12 protein-coding genes and 1 pseudogene are annotated in these 20317 nt (G+C 60.6%); 4 read left to right on the top strand and 9 right to left on the bottom strand.

All coding sequences use genetic code 11. The annotated features are described in order from the left end of the window. Window positions 1-6 precede the first annotated feature (6 nt). The 8 genes from JJQ51_RS00450 to JJQ51_RS00415 form a co-directional block, all read right to left on the bottom strand. A complete protein-coding gene (locus tag JJQ51_RS00450; RefSeq protein ID WP_113396034.1) occupies window positions 7-786 on the bottom strand; it encodes an alpha/beta fold hydrolase in 780 nt (259 codons plus the stop codon). Window positions 787-809: 23 nt separating this feature from the next. Then, window positions 810-1823 (bottom strand): zinc-dependent alcohol dehydrogenase, encoded by a 1014-nt coding sequence (locus tag JJQ51_RS00445; RefSeq protein ID WP_269244121.1) that lies wholly within the window; start codon window positions 1821-1823, stop codon window positions 810-812. Beyond that, complete coding sequence (locus JJQ51_RS00440; protein WP_246661223.1) at window positions 1820-2857, bottom strand: branched-chain amino acid ABC transporter permease; 1038 nt, start codon at window positions 2855-2857, stop codon at window positions 1820-1822. Before JJQ51_RS00440 ends, JJQ51_RS00445 begins: the two co-directional genes overlap by 4 nt. 3 nt (window positions 2858-2860) lie before the next feature. Next, on the bottom strand, window positions 2861-3718 hold the full coding sequence (locus tag JJQ51_RS00435; RefSeq protein ID WP_113396036.1) for a branched-chain amino acid ABC transporter permease: 858 nt from the start codon (window positions 3716-3718) through the stop codon (window positions 2861-2863). Next, entirely contained in the window at window positions 3705-4433 is a 729-nt protein-coding gene (locus tag JJQ51_RS00430; RefSeq protein ID WP_113396037.1) for an ABC transporter ATP-binding protein, read from the bottom strand. The genes JJQ51_RS00435 and JJQ51_RS00430 overlap by 14 nt, the downstream gene beginning before the upstream one ends. Next, a complete protein-coding gene (locus JJQ51_RS00425) occupies window positions 4430-5158 on the bottom strand; it encodes an ABC transporter ATP-binding protein (protein ID WP_113396038.1) in 729 nt (242 codons plus the stop codon). The genes JJQ51_RS00430 and JJQ51_RS00425 overlap by 4 nt, the downstream gene beginning before the upstream one ends. Before the next feature lie 131 nt (window positions 5159-5289). Next, on the bottom strand, window positions 5290-6591 hold the full coding sequence (locus tag JJQ51_RS00420) for an ABC transporter substrate-binding protein (protein ID WP_269244120.1): 1302 nt from the start codon (window positions 6589-6591) through the stop codon (window positions 5290-5292). Window positions 6592-6660: 69 nt separating this feature from the next. Then, window positions 6661-7479 (bottom strand): SDR family NAD(P)-dependent oxidoreductase, encoded by an 819-nt coding sequence (locus tag JJQ51_RS00415; RefSeq protein WP_112341950.1) that lies wholly within the window; start codon window positions 7477-7479, stop codon window positions 6661-6663. Window positions 7480-7620: 141 nt separating this feature from the next. Between JJQ51_RS00415 and JJQ51_RS00410 the strand changes: the two genes are divergently transcribed. The 4 genes and pseudogenes from JJQ51_RS00410 to JJQ51_RS00395 form a co-directional block, all read left to right on the top strand. After that, complete coding sequence (locus JJQ51_RS00410) at window positions 7621-9444, top strand: XylR N-terminal domain-containing protein (RefSeq protein WP_145636417.1); 1824 nt, start codon at window positions 7621-7623, stop codon at window positions 9442-9444. A 210-nt stretch (window positions 9445-9654) separates the two neighbouring features. Continuing rightward, window positions 9655-10920, top strand: a complete 1266-nt coding sequence (locus tag JJQ51_RS00405) for a PDDEXK nuclease domain-containing protein (RefSeq protein ID WP_269244348.1) — start codon at window positions 9655-9657, stop codon at window positions 10918-10920. Between the two features lie 363 nt (window positions 10921-11283). Next, a complete protein-coding gene (locus JJQ51_RS00400; protein ID WP_011053406.1) occupies window positions 11284-12450 on the top strand; it encodes an IS110-like element ISRel9 family transposase in 1167 nt (388 codons plus the stop codon). Window positions 12451-12839: 389 nt separating this feature from the next. Next, window positions 12840-13247: pseudogene (locus JJQ51_RS00395) on the top strand (hypothetical protein); the annotation flags it as partial. Between the two features lie 729 nt (window positions 13248-13976). Here the strand turns inward: JJQ51_RS00395 and JJQ51_RS00390 are convergent. Beyond that, complete coding sequence (locus JJQ51_RS00390) at window positions 13977-19856, bottom strand: beta strand repeat-containing protein (protein WP_269244119.1); 5880 nt, start codon at window positions 19854-19856, stop codon at window positions 13977-13979. Window positions 19857-20317: the final 461 nt, after the last annotated feature.

Genomic DNA, 20317 nt, shown 5'->3' with positions numbered 1-20317 from the left:
GCTGTCTCAGCCGGCGAGGAAATCGCCGATGGCGGTCACCACGCGCGGGTCCTCCTGCATGGCGAAATGGCCGACATCCGGCACCATGAAGGTGTGGGCGTTTGGAATGCGTTTTTCCCAGAGCGGCGCCTGCGACGCGGGCAGCATTCGGTCCTTCTCGCCCCAGACGATCAGTGTCTCGTTCGGGATGCGGGAAAGCCAGCGGCGGAGATTGGGATGGCCCATGCCGTGGGCCTTGACGATGTTGCCGAGCGCCTGCGCCTCCTTTTCGCGGGCGGCAAGGAAGGCGTCGAGCGGCGGGCATTCGGCTCCGCCCGGAAAATAGCGCAAGGCAACGTCGATATTATGCGCGAGATAGCCGGGTAGCGCCTCGGGCGCGATCGCCGGCAGGTCGGCGCCAGGATGATCTGGATCGTTGAGGCCAGCCGGCGCATTCAGCACCAGCCTGCCGAAACGCTCGCCTGCGACGACGGCCATTTCGGCAGCCATCCAACCGCCCATGGAGTGGCCGACGAGATGCGGCCGATCGAGGCCAAGGGCGGCGACCAGATGCAGGTTGTGGACAATGATATCCTGCATGCCGGTAATATCTGGCGCTTCGCCGCTGTCGCCGAAGCCGGGATGATAGGGCAAGTAGACGCGGAAGCGATCGGCGAGACCCCGCGCCCATTCCGTGCCTTCGATGGTGGCGGCGCCATGCAGCGCGAGCACGGCCGGGCCTTTGCCGATGACGCGTACAGCGGTCGCAACACCTTCGATGTCGTAATGCACCGTTTCGAAATTCATTCCAAACCTCCTCCTATGCCGTTTCAGCCGACCGCGGGCGTAATCAGCACCTTGCATTGCGTGGTGCGTCGCTTGAGCGCTTCGAATGCCTCTGGCACGGCGGCAAGACCGATCCGGCCGGTCACCAGCGCCTGCGGCCGATGGCGGCCAGGACTGAGCGCCTGCAGCGCCATGTCGAACTCCGCCATGGTGAAGAACACGGCGAAGATCACCTGTATTTCCTTGGAAATCGCCGCGAACGGGTCCCATGTGTCGCCGCCGACGCAGAGGCCAACCGCGACCACCGTGCCATGCACGCGTACCAGCCGGCAGGCAGCATCGATCAACCCGCGTTTGCCGACGCATTCAAAGACGATGTCCGGTACGCCACCGGTCAATGCGCGAAACTCCTCTGCCAGACCCTCCCCGGAGAGTGCGAAGCCGGTGGCGCCGATTTCGGCGGCACGCTCTGCTTGGTGGCGGTTCAGATCGGCGATGACGACATGGGCCGCCCCCAGCCGCCTCGCCCAGAAGGCGACAAGAAGACCGATGGGGCCTGCACCGAGAATCAGCACGCGGTTGCCCGGCTTCAGCCCCGAACGCATGACCGCATGCAGGCCGACTGCAACCGGTTCGGCCAGAGCCCCCTCCTCGGTCGGCAAATCGTCCGGCAACCGGCGGCACTGACGGGCAGCGACGGTGACGAATTCGGCATAGCCGCCGCCGATCAGCCGCATCTCGGCGCACCACGCGGGTTCGCCGCGCGAGCAGCTGTCGCAGTGGCCGCAGCCGCGCATCGGTGCGACGGCAACCCGGTCGCCGGTTTTGAAATTCGCGACCTCAGCGCCGCAGGTCACCACTTCGCTAGAAATTTCATGGCCGAGGACGCCGCCTCTTTTGAGCGCGAAGGTTTCGGGATCTTCCGTCATGTGCAGGTCGGAACCGCAAATGCCGCAGGCGGCAACGCGGAGCAATAGCTCGTCAGCGCCGGGCTGCGGCGTTTCGATCGTTTTGACATCCAGGGGTCGTCCGACTGCCTCGAACAGTGCCGCCCTCATCGCGGGTCCTCCAGAAGCGTGCGCCTCGTCGGGAACCAGGAGGCGTTTGTCGCCTTCTGGATCAATCCCCAGAGACCGCCGCGGGCAAAAAGCGCCATGACGAGGGTGAGTAGCCCGAGGACGACGAGATAGGTGGCGCCGTACTGTCCGAACAGGCGGTCGGCGACAAAATAGACAAGCGCGCCGATCAGCACCCCTTCGAGCGAGCCGAGCCCGCCCACCATGACGATGAAGATCGCCACATTCGCCCAGGTGGGGCTATAGGCAGCCGGTGGCGTTATGCGCAGCTGCGCCATGAAGTAGATGGCACCGGCAAGGCCAGTGCCGATGGCGGCGGCAACCCAGATCAGGAATTTCAGGAGGCCCACATTGACGCCCTGGCTTGCCGCGGCAATCGGATTGTCTCGCACGGCGACCAGCGCCAAGCCATAGCGCGAACGCAATAGCAGATAGCTGCCGCCGACGGCGACAAGCAGCATCAGCGCCGCCAGTACCGAAATGCCGATTGCGCGTTCAGTGGGCGTATAGCTGGACATGACACGCAGGCTCATGCCGGCGCCGGCATTGACATAGCTGAAGACGGACGTGGCAAGGCGCATGACTTCCGCCACCACCCAGGTGCCGATAGCGAAATATGGGCCATCGAGCCGATGCAGCAGGCCATAGGTAAGTGCCGCCAGTATCGCCGGTGCGATGACCGACAAAGGCACGGCAAGGAAGGGGCTTAAGCCCCAAAGCTGCGCCATGATGAACATTGCATAAGCGGCCGTACCGACGAAGGCCTGCTGGCCGACGGAGACGAGGCCACCATAACCGGCGAGCAGGTTCCACATCTGCGCGACGGTGATGTAGCAGCATAGTTCAACGACATCGCGGATGAGGCCCTGGCTTGCCCAGAGCGGCATCGAAGCGACAGCCGCGAGCAGCGCGACGCTGATAACGAGTGCAATCAGGCTCGAGCGCGTCTGGCGCTGTACGCGCACGGCGGGCCGCGGGACGGCATCGGTCAAGCGGGCGGCGAAGGCATTGGTCACGGCTCAACCCCTTCCTAGGAAGCCCTGGGGACGCAGGGCGAGGATGATCAGAAAAACGAGGTGGCCGGCGAGGATGCCGAAGCCGGGGTCGATGCGGAATCCCACCGACTGGCTGACCCCGAGCGCCATCGCTCCGAGGAAGGCACCCCAGATCGACCCCATGCCGCCGATGATGACAGCCTCGAAGGCGTAGATCAGCTGGAAGGCCCCGTCGGCAGGCGCCACGGTCGAACGCAACGACTGGAAGACCGCGGCAAATCCGAGGATCGCGACAGCGATTGCCGTTGCCCCGGTATAGACCGTCTTCGGGTTGACACCTGTCAGCGCCGCGGCTTCCACATCGGCCGAAGCTGCGCGCAGGGCACGGCCAAAGCGTGTCGAGCGCAACGCGACATCGAGGCCGCCGGTCAGCACGGTAGCCGTCAGAAGCACGATCACTGGCAAGACGCCGACGAAGAGCGGCCCGAGTTGGAAGGAGGCATGCACGATGTCGCCGCCGCCTAGCGAGCGGGTGTCGGCCGACCATATCTGCAGCATGGCGTTCTGCAGGGCGATGGAGAGCCCGAAGGTGGCGATCAGCGAGGGAAGCGGATCGGCGCCGACGACGCGGTTGAGGATGAGTCGCTGCAGGATGACGCCGATGATGGCCCCAAGCACCACGAGGATCACCAGCACCGACCACGGGCCGAGCGAGAATGTGGTAGCCAGGCTGATGCCGATCAGCGCCAGGAGGATCACCAGGTCGCCATGGGTGATGTTGACGACGCGCATGACGCCGAACATCAGCGCCATGCCGAGCGCATATTGGGCATAGAGACCGCCGAGAAGAATGCCCTGGACAAGGCCGTCAAGCCACAGCATGGGCCCCTCCGAAATACGCTTCGCCAATCGCTTCGCGCGAGATATCAGCTGATCGGCCGGTAAGGCTGACGCGGCCTTCGAGCATGCAGTAGAGCCGGTTCGACGAGGAGCGGGCGAGCCCGACGTCCTGCTCCACCAACACGATCGCCGTACCTGTTTCACAGATCGACGGCAGCGCCTGGTAGATTTCCTTCACCACCTTCGGCGCGAGGCCCAGGCTGATTTCGTCGCATAGAAGTACGCGCGGCTGGCTGAGCAGCGCCCTGCCAATCGCCACCATCTGCTGCTGTCCACCGGACAGGGACTGCACAGGCACGGCCTGCTTTTCCTTCAGGACCGGAAAGAGCGCGAACAGGCGCTCCAGCGTCCAGCCATTGGCGGCGGATTTGCCGGCATGGTCGATAGCGACGCGCAGATTGTCGATGACAGACATGCCGACAAAGAGGCGACGGCCCTCGGGCACGATCGCCACGCCATCGGCCACCATCCGGTGCGGCTTGGCGCCGCCGACCGGCCGTCCCTCGAGCTGCACCATGCCCGGCGCAACGCTCAGAAGGCCCATGATCGATTTCAGAAGCGTCGACTTGCCGGCACCGTTTGCCCCGATCAGGGCGACGACCTCGCCCGCGGCAATCTCGAAGTCGATACCGTAAAGAGCCTGAAAATCGCCGTAGCGGGCGACCAGTCCATGTGTGGAAAGCAGTGCTGCGCTCATGCCTCGACCCCCATATAGACCCTTCGCACCTCCGGACTTTGGATGACTTCGGCCGGCACACCTTCTGCGATCTTCTCCCCGAAATTCAGCACCAGCATGCGGTCGGCGACGGCGAGCAGCGCGTGCAGCACATGTTCGATCCAGACAATAGTGACCCCGCTGTCGCGGATGCGGCGGATAAGCGAGACGAGCGCCCTACCCTCCTCATCGGTAAGCCCACCGGCAATTTCGTCGAGCAACAGGAGCTTTGGCGACGAGGCAAGCGCACGCGCCAGTTCCAGCCGCTTACGATCGAGCAGCGTCAGCGAGCCGGCGGAACGGTTCGCCTTGTCGGACAACTCGCAGGCCTTGAGGATCTCTGCGCAGCGCTGATAGCTCTCGGCATCCTTGGTGCCGCTGCCGAAAAACGCGGCGACGAGGAGGTTTTCGAAGGTCGTCATACCGACATAGGGACGCGGGATCTGGTAGGTCCGGCCAATGCCGATTTTGCAGCGGCGATAGGGCGGCTGACCAACGAGTTTCTGGCCGTCAAAGACCAACTCACCGCCATCGACACGCATGTCGCCGCTGATCAGGTTGAATAGGGTTGTCTTGCCGGCACCATTCGGGCCGACAATGCCCAGAACCTCGCCAGCGCCGACCGCAAAACTCACCTCGTGCAGGACCTTGAGAGCCCCGAACGATTTGCTGAGGTCGCGTGCCTCGAGTAGTACGCCGTTTTCCATGCTCCTCCACCCCGGCCTTTTAATGCCGGCGGCGCGTTTGGGCGCGCCCTTCGATCCTCCGTCCGATCCGTCCCGGCCCGATCGCATCAAGCAGGGGCGGTATCTCGCTTTGCCTTGGCTTCACGCCTTGTTCAGGCAGTCCGCCAGGGCAGCGGCACGATCTTGCGCTCCGGCTGGAAGAGCTTGTTGACGGTATTGTCGACGATCTTCAGATCATACGGCCATTTGTCGCCCTTGACCCATTGCCCGCCGAAAATCGGCGAGGTCGCCACGTTCTGATGCGGTCCCTTGGCAAAATTGACTGGCCCGATCAACGTTTGCGTGTTGGTGGCGACAACCGCCTCGAGATTGGCGGTGCGGTCGAGTGGGTTCTTGGAGCGCTTGAGAAGGTCGATCGCCACTTCGAGGATGGCATGGCTGTAGCCGAGTGGCTGCGTCCACTGCTTCTTCTTTTCCGCTTCCCACTGGTCGGCAAGATCGCGGCTCACCTGACCGGTCAGCGTCGACTTGAAGGGAAAGGCGGGGGTCCACCAAACTTCCGAAGACATGCCCTCCCCGAGCGAGCCCATGGCTTCCACGCCCGAGGCGAAGAGCAATGCAGCCGCGACCGTGATCGCCTTCGGCTTATAGCCCTGCTGGGCGCACTGGTTGACGAAGGTCTTCAGATCGGCCGGATAGGCAATACCGCCGATGATATCGCAGTCGGCTTGCTTGAAAGCCGTGATCTGCGCCGAAAAATCGTTGGTGCGCGGCTGGAAGAAGCCGGGAACGACGATCTCGAAGCCGGCTTTCTTGGTGGGTGCAGGCAGGCCATAATCCATGTTGCCCCATGTCTCACCATCGGCGTTCTGCGGAAACAGCATGCCGACCTTGCGGTTGCTGTCCAGCGTGTTCCAGAGGCCGACATAGGTGTTCAGCGCTTCGTCCAGGCCCCAGAAGAAGTGATAGGTCCATTTGAACGGCTTGTCCTTGCCTCCACGCGGGAAGATGACCGCCTGCCAAGGCGCGCCTGTCGAAATGCAGGGGCATTCGTTGAGTTCGGCCTGATCGGCAGCAGGGCTTACCGTATCGGTCGTAGACGCCGGCAGCAGCAGGTGAACGCCCTCATTGAGAATGAGATCGCCGGCGACTTCCGCCGACTTGTTGGGGTCCGACTGACTGTCGCGGATCAGGAATTCGACATCGTAGTGGCCGGCCGCCGTCTCCAGACCATTCTTGAGCTGCGCCTTGACCTTTTCCAGAGCCCAGCCGTCGGTCTCACCGAAAAGGGCAAGGGGCCCGGTCGCCGGCGTGATGAAGCCGACCTTGATCGTGCCGGCCGATTGCGCGCGGGCAATCGTCGGCGCACCGAGCGCCGAGGCGGCAAGGCCGGCGCCTATTCCCTTCAGCACCGTGCGGCGAGAAGGCATCGACAAACTGCTTTTCGATTCCATTATTTTATCCTCCCTCTGAAGCTCATTCGCCGGCTGCGATTTCCTCCTCCCGCATCCGGCGAAGTTCATTTACTTGATGCGGTGCATCGAACCTCCGTCAATGACAATCTGGCTGCCCGTGACGTAGGACGAGCACGGCGACGCGAGATAGAGAGCAAGCCCCTTGATGTCCTCGGGATCGCCAATCCGCCCGATCAGCGATTGCTGTTCGAAGGCCTTGCGATCCGCCGGTATCCGCAGCCTGCCGCCGGCGATATTGGTCATGAAGGGACCAGGCGAGATGCAATTGATGAGAATGCCGAATTGGCCCAATTCCATCGCCATCTGGCGCACGAAATGGTCTACGCCGGCCTTGGCTGGCATGTAGGGCGTGCCAACGATCGCCTCATTGATCTGGGCAGCGATCGAGGAGGTCACGATGATACGACCGCCCCCCGTCGCTTTCATGTGCCGGGCCGCATGCTTGACGGTTGTGTAGACCGAAGAGAGATTGACCTCGATCACCCGATCCCAGTGATGATCGTCGAGAACATCGATGGCGCCGCCTTGGAGCCGCTCACCTGTCGTCGACAGGAAGCCAGGCCCAGCATCGATGCCCGCATTTGCAAAGACGATGTCGATCCGTCCCTGACGCTCTGCTACCGCGTCGAAAGCCGCCGCCATGGCCGGCCGATCCGAGACATCGATCTCCAGACCGCAAACGTCAGCTCCATGTCGGGCGATTTCCGCCACGACACGGTCGAGATTTTCGCCATCCATATCGAAGATGCAGACACGAGCACCGTTATCCGCCATCACTTCCGCATAGGCCCGCCCTATGCCGCTCGCGCCGCCGGTCACGATGACCGATTTGCCACGAACGTCGAACATATCCTGCAAGCTCGTCATCTTTCCTCCCGTGCCGTCGAGGATGGCATGCCGGAGCCTCGGCCCGAACTTCCTCCATTCTGCCTTGCCCTCCCCGACGCAGCAGAACTGGTTCATTAGGACGAGAACTCCCGACCGCCTGTCAAACACGCAGGCGGGGGAATGAAAGAAGTTTCTCGACCAAACTCCAATATGTTGAAATACAACGGTATTTTTTGGGATGCGCGCTCCCACATACGTGGCTTGCCAAGGCAATCGCTTACTGAAAAGATGAAGCGACTTGATGAAATGATAAATCGGCGTCCGAGAAAGGATCGCCAAACGGCTCGCTGCGCGGAAGAGGTCTTGATGCAGGGATTGGTCGAATCTTCTAGGATGCTGGATCGAGGCGGCAATCCAACCGTCCGGCAGCTTCTCTCCAGCTTGGTCTTCAATCCCAATGACGGAACGATCCAGCTGAATGGCGCACGCATCGTCATGCAGCGCGCGTCCGCCCTTTCCGATCTGAGGCGGGAACTTGTGCGGTTGCTCGGCGAGAAAGAGGCGCGCGTCTTCCTTTTGCGCCTGGGCTTCATGTCCGGCCGCTCGGACGCACGCTTCGTGCGCGCCGGCTGGCCAAATCTGGACATAGGTGACGCATTCACGGCCGGAACGCGGCTACACACTTTTAGCGGCGTGGTGCGCGTAGAGACTGTCTTCAACTCCTACGACTTCCGCAAGAAGCGATTTTCTGCCGAATTCCTTTGGCGCGACAGCGTCGAAGCCGCCGAGTTCAGTAAGACGCGACTGGCATCCGAATCCGTCTGCTGGACGCAGCTTGGCTACGCCTCGGGTTATGCCAGCGAGTTCTTTGACACGCTGATCGTGTACAAGGAGATCGAATGTGCCGCGCAGGGCCACAGCCATTGCCGAGTGGTCGGAAAACCAGCCGATGGCTGGGGCCTCAATGATCCAGAAGTGACGCTTTTCCGCGAACGTATCGATGTTGCCGACGACATCAGCCCCGCTCCCGCCTCGCGGGGCAGCGCCGCGCGCGCCACCGACACGTCCTTCTCCAGCCTCGACAACCTGATCCTGATGCCGGTCCGCGACAAACTCGACCGCCTCGCGGCCACAACCCTGCCCGTGCTGCTAACGGGTGCACCGGGGACGGGACGCGGTATAGCGGCGCGCTATCTGCACCGCAGGTCTGCTGCGTCTGCGACCGATCTGCGACGCTTGGTTGGGGTGCAGGTCGACCTTGCGCTTTGCGCCGAGGTCGCACGGCCGATGAAGGCAACCCGACGAACATCCCATCGCGAGATGATCGTCATCGACGCTGTGGAAACTATACCCCACGACGTCCAGCACCACTTCGCCCGCGCAATCGAGGAAGGCATCGCGACTGGTGGACCGCGCGTCGTCGCGGTCGCTGACCAATGCTTTGCAACGAAGGAGCAAGGCTCTCTAAAAGAACTTTTTTCCGTTCTCTCCCCGATAACCGTTCGCATGCCGACATTAAGCGAAAGGGAAGGCGAGCGAGTGGCGTTGGCGCGCTCGATGTTGCCGGTGCTTGCGGATCGAATGAGCCTCGAGCCTCTCCGCTTCGAAGCGGCGGCCGAGGAGTTGATCGAGGCAGAACTCTGGCCAGGAAACCTGCGCCAGATGCGTAACGTACTTGTCGCCGTGCTCGACACAAAGACCAACAATACAACGATTTCCGCTGCACAGATCGAAGCTCAACTGACACGCTTCGCTATCAGTTCGGGGAGCAGCAACAGCCACGAATACAGGGGAACGCCGACCGATCCCAATCAATTGTTAGAATCCGAAGGATTTTCACTCAGTACTCTTGAACAGGCACTATACACCGCGGCCTTGGATCGGGCGCATGGAAATCTTTCCGCCGCCGCTCGTATGCTTGGACTGACTAGAGCACAATTCGCATACCGCGTAGAAAATACTCGGCAACGCAAAGCCACAGGTGATGAAGAACTGCTAGGATAGCCCATTCGACAGGCATTGCCCTCCTGTCCAATGTCTCGCTCTTGATGAGATTCGAACCGGAACTCCATCTTTTTACGGAAATCTATTGTCTTTCCACCAATTTATAAATCGCTCGGCCCCTGTTGAAATGAATTGAAGCTTTTTGGGGCGGCAGCTGGTAAAGACTCACGATATGGCGACGCTTATCCCTGCACCAGACGGTAGTTACGTATCCTACTCGCAGAGCTCAAGGAAAGAATCCGAGCGGCTCGCTTAAGGGCTGCTGTTGCCGTTAACCGAGAACTGATTATGCTCTATTGGAGCATTGGCCGCGACATCCTGGCCCGTCAGACAGCGGAAGGTTGGGGAACCCGCGTGATTGATCGGCTGGCAGCAGACCTCAGGCGCGATTTTCCAGAAATGACTGGCCTTTCGCCGCGAAACCTCAAATATATGCGTGCCTTTGCTGAGGCATTCCCAAACGAGGAAATCGTGCAACAGCTTGTTGCACATTTGCCCTGGGGCCATAACGTCAAGCTCATCGAGATGCTGAAAGACGCCGAAGAGCGTCTCTGGTACGCCCGCCAGGCGGTAGATCATGGATGGAGTCGCAACATCCTCGTGCATCAGATTGAAAGCGGGCTTCATCGCCGGCAGGGAAAGGCTCTGACCAATTTCGCTCGAACACTGCCCGCGCCGCAGTCTGAACTCGCCCAGGAACTGATCAAAGATCCGTATAGTTTTGATTTTCTCACTCTCGGTCCTGCGATGTCGGAGCGAGAACTCGAGCAGGGATTGCTCGAGCACCTACGTTCTCTAATCCTTGAACTCGGTAAAGGCTTTGCGTTCGTCGGTAGCCAGCATCCACTCGAGGTTGGTGGCCAGGACTACTATCTGGACCTTCTGTTCTATCACTTGCGGTTGCGTTGCTTCGTCGTCGTCGAATTGAAGATCGAGGACTTTAAGCCCGAATTTGCCGGGAAAATGAACTTTTATCTCTCCGCGGTCGATGACCAGCTCCGTCACGAGTCCGATGCTCCGAGCATAGGTATCATCCTGTGCAAGGGGAAGAATGAGGTGATTGTCGAATACGCGCTTCGAGACTCAACAAAACCGATGGGGGTTGCCGAATACCGGCTCTCTGCCGCCCTTCCCGAGCCGTTGCAGACAGAGCTACCGACAGAAGCGGAATTTGCACGCGAATTCCCGTTGATGGCGCTTGTGAAGCTACGCATCGAGGTTGAGCGGGAAATCCGACTGCTTTTGACGGATCAGACGGAAGCCGAGCGTCCGCTTGCTCTTGGACCAATGCTAGCGGAATTGCAGCGACTTGACATGCTTCCCCAAGCCGCAGATCGGTTTCGGAGCGCCCTGCAGATCATGAACCGCGCCACCCATGGATTGGATGTCGCCCCTGGCGATGCCTCCGAAGCAATCGAAATTGCGACTGGATTCCTTGCCGAGCTCCGAGCGATCCGCCATAGACAGTTGCCGTGAAGCAAAACACCTCCCCCGAGCTAATTTAAGGGTTGGAACGTATAAGGTCCTATCATTCATCTTGTTGCGCTTGAGGGATTCGAACCTTATTTTCGTGTCGGATCCTACATTATCAATGACTTAGGCATCCGTGTCAAAGCTGGATAGGGCTGCGACGTGGTCAGCCGGTTAGAAACGCGACAACAGGGTCTTCTTGTTCTGACGATCAGCCCCCGGTCCGACCGGCTGGGCCGGGTTGAAAGGGCGGAGCGGGGGCGGGTAATGAAGCTCCCCTTCGGCTTTAGATCCCATGAGGAGTGAACAGCGGCCGCCGCTCTGGCAGAGTGAGGTTGCATCAAAACACTCGCTCAGGAGGAGCAGTTTATGGAACCTGCATCCATTCATCCGACCGCTGTCCGCATTGATCTTGGCGCAATTTTTGTATCATTGGAACTGAGCCGATCGACCTGGTTGATCACTTCGTTGTCGCCGGGCAGTGGCGAGAAGATGTCGAAGCACGTAGTGGCCGGTGGCAATGTAGCCGAGCTGCTGGATCGATTTGAGCAGCTACAACAGAAGGCGCGGTTGAGAACAGGGAAGTTATTTCCCATCGTGACGATCCAAGAGGCAGGATTGGACGGCTTCTGGATCCACCGCGTGCTGGAGACTCACGGCATCGAGAGTTACGTCGTCGACGCAGCTTCGATCGCGACTTCCCGTCGACGTCGGCGTGCGAAGACCGACAAGATCGATGGAGAGGCTCTGACGCGCACATTGCTTGCGTTCAAGCGCGGCGAGCCTCGCGTCTGTGCGATGGTCAGAGCGCCAGATCCGAAGGACGAAGATCGGCGTCGGATTTGCCGGGAACGCAAAGTTTTGATTGCTGAGCGGGTCAGGCATGTCAATCGCGTGAAGGGGCTACTCTTCGCTCAAGGCGTCAGCGGCTATCAACCGCTCCGTAAGGATCGCCGTCAGCGGCTGGAGGAACTCCAGACCGGAGATGGGCGCGAGTTACCGAAACACCTGAAGGCTCAAATCAATCGCGAACTCGACCGTCTCGAGTTGCTGCTGGAACAGATCGCTGCAGTGGAGAGCGAGCGTAATTCTCTCCTATCGATGGACGAGCAGCCAGCGGTTGAGGCAACCTCGCCCGCAGCGATGCTGCTGTCCTTAAAGGGTGTTGGCGCTGAATTTGCCGCCGTTCTTTGGACCGAAGCCCTGTCCCGGCATTTTGATAATCGGCGGCAGATTGCCGCCTATGCAGGTTTGACACCAACCCCATGGATGAGCGGGACCATCGACCACGAACAGGGTGTCTCAAAGGCAGGAAACCCTCGGCTGCGCACTACGATGATCCAACTGTCTTGGTTGTGGCTACGCAATCAGCCAGCATCAGCGCTTAGCCGTTGGTTTGTGGATCGGGTTCAGTCGAATGGTGGACGCTTAAAGAAAGCCGCGATAGTGGCCCTGGCGCGCAAACTCCTTATCGCGCTGTGGAAGTTTGTCACTGCGGGTGTTGTCATCGAGGGGGCTGTCATGAAGACCGCCTGACGACCCCAAAAGATTGCCGAATACACAAATCTTCCAGGACTGATCACTCCTGGCGGATCCAGGTGAGCGAACCGCCTCAAAGTCGGGCTTTAAATGCCGCGCTTTAGATTGGTCCCGTTCTCCTGAGCCTTGCCGCTACGAAAGCGGGATAATGGTGCTGCCGGGCAAAACGGCGACCGTATGTGAGTTTGAACCGGTGACGGAAACGTGCCGCGTCATGCAAGGTGGCTCAGACCATGGGTTCGATACAAAATCGAAAAGGCAAGCTATGAAACTATGATTGAACTTGACGGCGAAATCCTCATGTGAGCTTTCTCAGTAGCAATTCTTCTATCGCCGGCTGATACTCGTTTGCACCGCATGGGGCGAGTAGGGATCAAAGCGCAACGATGCTTCCGGAAATCAAGTTGCAGGGTGACGTCGATGTCGCCGCGCTGTCGCCACTTATTCGCGGCATGCTTCTTGCGGTTGCCTATGCTGACGGTGAGGGTGGCATAGGATTGACGGCGACCGGCGCCATGAACCGCAGGTTCGTGCATTGGGCCGCTGTGAACTTCCTCTGGCCCGACTTTACGGCCCAAGACCTCTACAGCATGAACAAAGTGCTGAACGAAAGCGACATGCCGCCGCTCTGGGTCGTGCGGGACATGACCCGCCATCTGAAGCTGCTTCGCCGGAAAAAGGATGTGCTGCTGCCAACCAGACGTGGCCGCGAGTTCCTGATGAATCCGCAAGCCTTCTTCGATCGCGTCGCCACGGATTATCTCTATTCCTATGTCCACGTCGACGAGATGCGAACGCGAAGAATCTTTTAGACGTTTCATCGAAGGGAGAAGGAAGAAATCCTCTGCATAATCGTCGACATGCATCGAAATAAGTTGCCGGCTACCCTCGCTTTCAAAGGTCACGACCTCTGGATTTACCGGATGAAGATGTGAGCACCGGGCCATTGCTCCGAAAAGCTCCTGTGGAGTGAACTCGATGTCGGTCACATCAGGAGCACGGCCGGTCAGCTTTTTCTTCGGGCTTTCTTCCCGCGGAGTGACCGAGTGCAAGGCAAGCTTCTTACTTTTTGAAATCCACATATCGCTTCGCTATCTATCCTTGCGTCACCTGCGGACGATGAAGTCCGACAATCTAGCGTCTCCCGTCTTGAAATAATCTCCGAAAATGAGCAACTCCAACCAAAACACTTCTGTGAGCTCGCGAAAGGCGACGAGATCTCGATTCAATTCAGCCGTATCTGCTGTTTGATGCCCAGGGCTGCCAGGACCGAAGCCTGGTCCGGTATTGACACGAACGGAGCGTTGCAGGGATTCCAAAAGTCGACCATTTCATCGGCTGGAGCGAATTTGCGCAGATACACACGAATCTTAGCACCGCGTTCAATGAGCTGGTCGACGACATGACGGCTGGAGAGTCGACAAGGACGTCACTCCCTACAAAAAATTCACGGCGCCCGAAAGGCGCCGTGAGCAGTTTGTTACATTCGCTGTTTAAATGTAAGCAGCTCTTGACGATAGACTTCAGCTAGCATGATAAGCCGCAATAATGGCCGCCACCTGATCGTTGTTCATTGCCGCGATCTGGGTCGACGTGACCGCTTGCACCTGATCACTCGAGAAGCTGCCGATGTCCGCCGTGGAGAGACCGGCGACGGCAGTCGTGCTGATAGCCGCAATATCCGCGGTCGAGAACGCCGCAATATCAGCCGTTGACAGAGCACCGACCTGGCTTGAGGTCAAGGCGGCGGCCTGGGCGGAGGTCAGAGCACCAACCTGGTCCGTGCTCAGCGCACCGACCTGAGCCGTGGTAAGACCGGCCACGGACTTTGCCGCGAGAGCACCCACCTGCGTGGTCGAGAGACCCGCCACGTTGTCGGTGGTCAGCGCCCCCACTTGAGCGGCGCTGAGCGTTCCCACTTGCGAGACACTTAGAGCGCTGACCTGTGTCGAGGTGAGAGCATGGACCTGGCTGGTCTTCAAGCTCGCCACTTGTGCCGTGGTCAAGGCGGCGACCTGGTCGGACGAGAGAGCCGCAACACTGGCTTCCGACAGGCCGCCGAGTGCTGTCGTGTTGATGGCGGCGATATCAGCCGTCGACAGACCGGAGACCTCCGCACTGCTCAGAGCACCGATTTGCGCCGAGTTGAGCACACCGACCTGAGCAGTCGTCAATGCAGCAACATTGTCAGAGCCGAGAGCACCGACCTGAGCCGTGGTCAGGCCAATCACCGACTTTGTCGCAAGAGCACCGACCTGGGTGGTCGTAAGGCCAGCTATATTGTCGGTGGTAAGGGCGCCGAGCTGGGCCGAGCTGAGCGTGGCGATCTGCGCGGTATCCAAAGCGCCAACCTGCGTCGAAGTGAGTGCATTGACCTGCGTTGTCTTCAGGGCAGCAACCTGAGCCGTCGTCAGGGCCGCCGCCTGATCGGATGACAGCGCCGCCACATTCGAGGTCGACAGGCCCCCCAGAGCAACGGTGTTGATTGCGGCGATATCGGCGGTCGACAGGCCGGCGAGTTCGCTGCTACTCAAGGCTCCGATCTGAGCCGAGTTGAACGCACCGACCTGAGCCGTCGTGAGAGCACCGACATTGGCCGAGCCGAGAGCGCCGACTTGAGCCGTGGTGAGACCGGCTACCGACTTTGAGCTCAGCGCCGCGACCTGGGTGGACGAGAGGCCAGCAACGTTATCGGTGGTCAGCGCGCCGACTTGAGCGGCGCTGAGTGTTCCCACCTGAGAGGCGCTTAGAGCACCGACCTGCGTCGAGGTAAGAGCGTGCACCTGGTTGGTCTTCAGGCTTGCCACCTGTGCCGTGGTCAAGGCGGCGGCCTGGTCGGACGAGAGAGCGGCAATATTGGCCTCCGACAATCCACCGAGTGCTGCTGTGTTGATTGCGGCAATATCAGCGGTGGACAGGCCGGAAACTTCGGCGCTACTCAAGGCACCGATCTGCGCTGAGCTGAGGGCGCTGACCTGGGACGTGGTGAGAGCGCCGACATTCTCCGAGCCCAGAGCGGCAACCTGGGCCGTGGAAAGACCGGTGACCGACTTTGCGCTTAGTGCAGCGACCTGGGTGGTCGAGAGGCCGGCGACATTATCGGTGGTCAGCGCGCCGAGTTGGGCCGAGCTGAGCGTACCCACCTGCGATGCATTCAGAACACCAACCTGCGTCGAGGTGAGAGCGCTGATCTGCGTGGTTTTGAGGGCAGCCACCTGACCCGTCGTCAGCGCAGCCGCCTGATCGGAGGACAGTGCCGCGACGTTAGCCGTCGACAGTCCGGCAAGAGCCGCGGTGCTGATCGCGGCGATGTCGGCGGTCGAGAAGCTGGCGATATCATCGGACGAAAGGGCACCGATCTGGGCAGAGTTCAATGCGCCGACCAGAGCGGGGCTTAACGCCGCGACTTGCGTCGAGTTCAACACGCCGACCTGAGCGGTCGAAAGACCGGTCACGGACTTCGACGTAAGAGCGCCGATCTGTGCCGTAGAAAGGCCAGCGACGTTATCGGTCGTCAGCGCACTGACCTGCGCCGCGCTTAGAGTACCAACCTGGGAGGCGCTCAGCGCACCGACCTGGGTGGAGGTAAGTGCATGGACCTGGCTCGTTTTCAGGGCGGCTACCTGGGCCGTGCTCAAGGCAGCCGCCTGGTCGGACGACAGAGCCGCGACATTGGCTTCCGAAAGCCCACCGAGTGCTGCCGTGCTAATGGCGCTGATATCAGCCGTCGACAGACCGGAAAGTTCCCCGCTGCTCAAGGCACCGATCTGGGTAGAGTTCAGGGCGCCGACCTGAGCCGTCGTCAATGCAGCAACATTGTCAGAGCCGAGAGCACCAACCTGAGCCGTTGTGAGGCCGGTCACCGACTTGGAGGAAAGCGCCGCGACCTGGGTGGTCGACAGTCCGGCGATGTTGCCGGTCGTCAACGAAGCAACCTGGGTTGCGCTGAGGGTCCCGACCTGCGAGGTGCTGAGGGCACCAACCTGGGTCGAGGTCAGTGCATTGACCTGCGTGGTTTTGAGGGCAGCCACCTGACCCGTCGTCAGCGCAGCCGCCTGATCGGAGGACAATGCCGCGACGTTAGCCGTCGACAGTCCGGCAAGAGCCGCGGTGCTGATCGCGGCGATGTCGGCGGTCGAGAAGCTGGCGATATCATCGGTCGAAAGGGCACCGATCTGGGCAGAGTTCAATGCGCCGACCAGAGCGGGGCTTAACGCCGCGACTTGCGTCGAGTTCAGCACACCGACCTGGGCGCTCGTAAGGCCGGTCACGGACTTCGACGTAAGAGCGCCGATCTGTGCCGTAGAAAGGCCAGCGACGTTATCGGTCGTCAGCGCACTGACCTGCGCCGCGCTTAGAGTACCAACCTGGGAGGCGCTCAGCGCGCCGACCTGGGTGGAGGTCAGAGAATGGACCTGTGTGGTCTTGAGTGCCGCCATCTGTGCCGTTGTCAGGGCTGCCGCCTGATCTGACGACAGAGCCGCGACGTTGGCGGTCGAAAGGCCTCCGATGGCCGCGGTGTTGATCGCGGCAATGTCAGCGGTCGAAAGTCCTGCGATTTCCGCGCTGCTCAAGGCGCCAATTTGGGTCGAGTTCAGGGCGCCGACTTGAGCGGTCGTAAGCGCCGCGACATTGTCCGAACCGAGCGCGCCAACCTGAGCCGTGGTAAGGCCCGCGACCGATTTGGCGGAAAGCGCCGCAACCTGAGTGGTCGAAAGGCCAGCGACATTGTCGGTCGTCATTGCGCCGAGCTGAGCCGCATTTAGCATTCCGACCTGAGTGGCACTCAGAGCACCGACCTGAGTCGAAGTGAGAGCGTGAACCTGGCTGGTCTTCAAGACAGAGACTTGAGCGGTCGTCAGGGCAGCCGCCTGATCGGACGAGAGTGCCGCAACGTTCGCCTCCGAAAGGCCCGAAAGCGCCGTTGTGTTGATTGCCGCGATATCGGCGGTCGACAAGCCGGCGATTTCGGTACTGCTGAGCGCGCCGATCTGCGTGGAATTCAGGGCGCCAATCTGGGCCGTCGTAAGGGCCGCGACATTGGCCGAACCAAGAGCACCGACCTGCGCCGTCGTGAGACCGGTGACCGACTTGGCCGAGAGCGCCACCGCCTGAGCGGTCGAAAGACCCGCGACATTGTCGGTGGTCAACGCTGTCACTTGCGTTGCACTGAGCACGCCCACCTGCGCGGTGTTCAGAGCGCCAAGTTGGGTGGATGTCAGGGCATGGACCTGAGCGGTCTTGAGCGCTGCGACCTGCTCGGTTCTCAGAGCCGCGGCCTGATCGGACGACAGGCTGGCGACATTGGCCGTCGACAGCCCACCGAGAGCTGTCGTGTTGATGGCCGCAATGTCAGCGGTCGAAAGACCGGCAATTTCCGCGCTGCTCAACGCACCGATCTGAGTAGAGTTCAACGCGCCGACCTGGGCGGTCGTCAGCGCCGCGACATTGTCAGAACCAAGGGCGCCAACCTGTGCCGTGGTCAGACCGGTCACCGACTTGGCGGAGAGCGCCGCGACCTGTGTGGTCGATAGTCCGGCAACATTGTCCGTGGTCAAGGCGGTCAACTGAGCCGCACTCAGAGTGCCAACTTGCAACGCACTCAGCGCACCGACCTGGGTCGAGGTGAGTGCGTTGACCTGCGTGGTCTTCAGGGCAGCCACCTGCGCCGTGGTCAGCGCCGCTGCCTGGTCGGAAGAGAGCGCCGCGATGTTGGCGGTCGACAGACCTGCAAGAGCGGCAGTTGTAATGGCCGCGACGTCGGCGGTCGAGAAGCTGGCAATATCAACCGTCGACAGCGCACCGATCTGCGCAGAATTCAGCGCGCCGACAAGGGCGGGGCTGAGGGCCTCGACCTGAGCCGAGCCCAATGCGCCGACTTGCGCGGTCGAAAGTCCGGTGACTGACTTGGAGGTGAGGGCGCCGATTTGCGTCGTCGAAAGGCCCGCGACATTGTCGGTCGTCAGTGCTCCGAGCTGAGCCGCGCTAAAGTTGCCGATCTGCGAAGTGCTCAAGGCACCCACCTGGGTCGAGGTAAGCGCATGCACCTGCGTCGTCTTCAATGCCGCAACCTGCGCCGTGGTCAGCGCAGCCGCCTGGTCGGATGAGAGCACCGCGATGTTGGTGGCCGACAGACCGGCAAGTGCCGCCGTCGTGATCGCGGCGACGTCAGCGGTCGAGAAGCTGGCAATATCATCCGTTGACAGGGCGCCAATCTGGGCTGAATTCAAGGAGCTGATCAGCACGGGGCTAAGCGCCTCGACCTGCGTGGAGCTGAGGGCGCCGACCTGGGCAGTCGAAAGACCGGTCACGGACTTCGATGTCAGCGCCCCAATCTGCGCGGTCGAAAGGCCCGCGACATTGTCGGTGGTCAACGCGGCAACCTGTATCGAGCTGAGCGTGGCGACCTGAGCGGTGGTGAGGGCACCGACCTGCGTGGACGAAAGAGCATGGATCTGGATCGTCTTAAGCGCGGCGACCTGCTCATTTCTCAAGGCAGCAGTCTGATCGGAGGAAAGGATTGCCACATTCGCGGTCGATAGACCGCCGAGCGCCGTGGTGTTGATCGCAGCAATGTCGGCGGTTGAAAGACCGGTGATTTCGGCGCTGCTAAGAGCGCCGATCTGCGCAGAGTTCAGGGCTGCTACCTGTGCCGTCGTCAGCGCGGCGATGTTGTCGGAGCCGAGGGCGCCGATCTGGGCGGTGGTCAGCCCGACAACCGACTTGGCGCTGAGTGCCGCAACCTGTGCGGTCGAGAGACCGGCAACATTGCCGGTGGTCAAAGCAGCGACCTGTGTCGAGCTGAGGGTAGCGACCTGCGAAGAACTCAAAGCGCCAATTTGGGTCGACGTCAGGGCGTTAACCTGAGTCGTTTTCAACGCGGCAACTTGTGCCGTCGTCAGCACGGCAGCCTGATCAGACGAGAGCGCGGCGACATTGGCCGTCGACAAGCCCGCCAACGCGGCTGTCGTGATGGCGGCGATATCGTCCGTCGAGAAGCTGGCGATATCATCCGTCGACAAGGAAGCGATTTGGGCCGAGCTCAAAACGCGGACCTGCGAGGTGGTCAAGGCTCCGGCCTGTGACGAGCCGAACGCGCCGATCTGATCCGCGCCGAGGGCGGCAACCTGTTCGGTGCTGAGATTTTCAATCTTTGTCGTGTCGAGCACCGCCAGCTGGCCGAGGCTGAGGCCCTTGATCGCGCTCGCGGATACGGCGCTCATCTGGTCGGTCGTCAGGGCCGCGATGTCGGCGGTCTGCAGCGCTTTGATCTGAGTGGAAGACAGCGCTTTGATTTGCGTGGTGCTCAACGCGGCCACATCGTTGGTCGTCAAGGACGCGATTACAGTGGTGGAAAGAGCTTTGATTTGATTGACGGTCAAAGAAGAAATGATTGAGGTCATTGGTGTGGGGGCCCCTAATGTTAACCTTTAGCAGACGTCATTTCTCAAACGTCGACAGGATGAAACGCGCGCGCCATCTCTTGACCCGGCTTCAGACGCGTGACGCGTCGAAACCGTGACACCGACATGGCCGGGCGTTGTGGCAGCCCTTGCGACCTGGCATCCCGCCGAACGGAAAGAGTGTTGTGAGAAACATGGCTCTCAGGAGCCGAAGCGTTGGGAGGGCTTCATGCATGCAGGATCCGCAATGATCCTGATTCCAACGCCTGCCTTTCAAGCGTCCCGCTACCGCTAAGCCGCTCGATCAAAACCGGACTTCAGCACAGGCTGATATTGCGCCATCAGCTCGTGTCTTAAGGACAGGACTAACGGAGCGTCTTTAATTTCAGGTTAACGAACCATTATTTTTGCCGAACTATACGGAAAACAACCTGAGATATTCTTTTCATCGCGAACACCTT

Origin of the sequence: Rhizobium sp. AG207R, from assembly GCF_027109195.1 — a bacterium.
In the GTDB taxonomy this organism is placed as follows: Bacteria; Pseudomonadota; Alphaproteobacteria; order Rhizobiales; family Rhizobiaceae; genus Rhizobium; species Rhizobium dioscoreae.
The sequence above is the reverse complement of the archived record's forward strand: the minus strand, read 5'-3'. Positions and strand labels throughout refer to the sequence as shown.

Coding starts and splice junctions, on each gene's coding strand:
- JJQ51_RS00410 (WP_145636417.1), top strand. CDS start 7,621: ATGAAAGAAGTTTCTCGACCAAACTCCAATATGTTGAAATACAACGGT.
- JJQ51_RS00430 (WP_113396037.1), bottom strand. CDS start 4,433: ATGAGCGCAGCACTGCTTTCCACACATGGACTGGTCGCCCGCTACGGC.
- JJQ51_RS00400 (WP_011053406.1), top strand. CDS start 11,284: ATGGAACCTGCATCCATTCATCCGACCGCTGTCCGCATTGATCTTGGC.
- JJQ51_RS00415 (WP_112341950.1), bottom strand. CDS start 7,479: ATGACGAGCTTGCAGGATATGTTCGACGTTCGTGGCAAATCGGTCATC.
- JJQ51_RS00420 (WP_269244120.1), bottom strand. CDS start 6,591: ATGGAATCGAAAAGCAGTTTGTCGATGCCTTCTCGCCGCACGGTGCTG.
- JJQ51_RS00450 (WP_113396034.1), bottom strand. CDS start 786: ATGAATTTCGAAACGGTGCATTACGACATCGAAGGTGTTGCGACCGCT.
- JJQ51_RS00390 (WP_269244119.1), bottom strand. CDS start 19,856: ATGACCTCAATCATTTCTTCTTTGACCGTCAATCAAATCAAAGCTCTT.
- JJQ51_RS00435 (WP_113396036.1), bottom strand. CDS start 3,718: ATGCTGTGGCTTGACGGCCTTGTCCAGGGCATTCTTCTCGGCGGTCTC.
- JJQ51_RS00425 (WP_113396038.1), bottom strand. CDS start 5,158: ATGGAAAACGGCGTACTACTCGAGGCACGCGACCTCAGCAAATCGTTC.
- JJQ51_RS00445 (WP_269244121.1), bottom strand. CDS start 1,823: ATGAGGGCGGCACTGTTCGAGGCAGTCGGACGACCCCTGGATGTCAAA.